The organism is Actinokineospora sp. (assembly GCF_050699995.1).
Lineage (GTDB): Bacteria > Actinomycetota > Actinomycetes > Mycobacteriales > Pseudonocardiaceae > Actinokineospora.
In genome coordinates this window covers 1-1,382 of sequence record NZ_JBOHGC010000163.1, presented here as the reverse complement: position 1 = coordinate 1,382, position 1,382 = coordinate 1, and the positions used below count along the sequence as shown (strand labels likewise).

General features: G+C 70.5%; 1 protein-coding gene and 1 pseudogene. Both read right to left on the bottom strand.

Annotation, left to right across the window (positions count from 1 at the left end; translation table 11 throughout):
• On the bottom strand, positions 1-645 hold a 645-nt coding region (locus tag ACRDSQ_RS09065), incomplete at its 3' end, for an aspartyl/asparaginyl beta-hydroxylase domain-containing protein (protein ID WP_431420393.1).
• 25 nt (positions 646-670) lie between these two features.
• Positions 671-1,382: pseudogene (locus tag ACRDSQ_RS09060) on the bottom strand (hypothetical protein); the annotation flags it as partial.

Genomic DNA, 1,382 nt, shown 5'->3' with positions numbered 1-1,382 from the left:
GAATTTGTTGAACAGCACGTCGCCGTCGTTCATCGCGGCCTGCCAGTCAGACGGGAATAGATCGACCAGCTCACGTGTGAGGAGTGCGTCGACGACGGTATGCACCCGTGTCGCCGGTCCGGTGTTGCTGACGAAGTGCTCCCGGGAGAAGTCCCCGTACCAGAACTGCCCCACCTGCCAGCGGTGCTCCACACCGTCGATGACGAGGACCGCGCCGGGATGGGTGGCCAAGGGGATGTGCAGGCGCACGAGGCCGCGGTCAAGGGCGTACTTCGGGTCGCGGTGTGGCTGGCATGTCGCGCCTGGGCCGAGCGCCATCAGGCGCACGGCATTGAGCGGGGCCGGGATCGCACCGAGGATCTCGCGCAGGTACGGCAGCCGATCCAGCCAGGCGGTGGGTGCGAAGTCCACCGGGCCGGGCCCGCCGGGATCGGTGCGCTCCGGGTCGCAGCCCGGGCTGCGCAGAGGCAGGACTCGCCAGTCGATGGCAGTGGCGGCGCCGATGCCCCCGCCGGGCGCCTGGATGCGCTGCGGCTGCCAGCGGTGCCCCGTAACCTCGGCGAGCTCGCGGGCGAGCTGCTCGGCGTCGAAGGTCGGGGCGAGTAGGCCCGCCTCGGGCAAGGCCGGGCGGTCGGGTCCGTTCATCGGGATCCTCTCCCAGATCCGGGTGTCAGGAGGCGTGCCGGTTCGGCACGCCGATGTGGTCGCTGGCGCTGAACGCATCGGCGGGGACGGCGGCGAACCAGGCGTCGAGCCGGTCCCACACGGCCTGGCGGTCGGCGTCGGTGGCGTAGGCGATGCAGAACACGAACTGGGCGCGGTTGACCTCCAGCGGGATGACCGGCATCGAGACGATCACGCCGGTGCGGGTGGCGGGGTCGTAGCCACAGCCGAGCTCATCGACGGCCGAGAGGAAGGCGTCGAAGTCGGGAACGGCCCAGGTCGGGGGGACGTGGTACTCCACCACCGACCGCTCCGGGGTGGCCGCGGTGTCAACGATGCGGTGCGCGATCACCTGGTAGATGTGCAGCGACCCCGACACCTGCGCGTTGACCTCGGTAAACACCACCTGCCCGCTGGTGGTGACGACCGCGTCCGCACTCAGGTAGCCCCGGTACCCGAACGCCCGGTAGGTCTCAGCCAGCCGCGTCCCGCCCGCCAGGAGCTGGGCGCGGACGTTGTCGTCCACGCCGCGCAAGGGCACGACCTGATGGCTCAGGCGCCGCCCGACATACAGCAGCGTCCCCGTCTCCGTCGGCCACGCCCCGTCGTCGGCGGCGTAGTGCTCGGAGTACACCGATACCGCGTCCGGGGCGAACTCCTCGATGACGACAGGGAAACGGTTCTGCGCCGAGGCCCAGTCCCAGCGGTCGTTCCAGTAC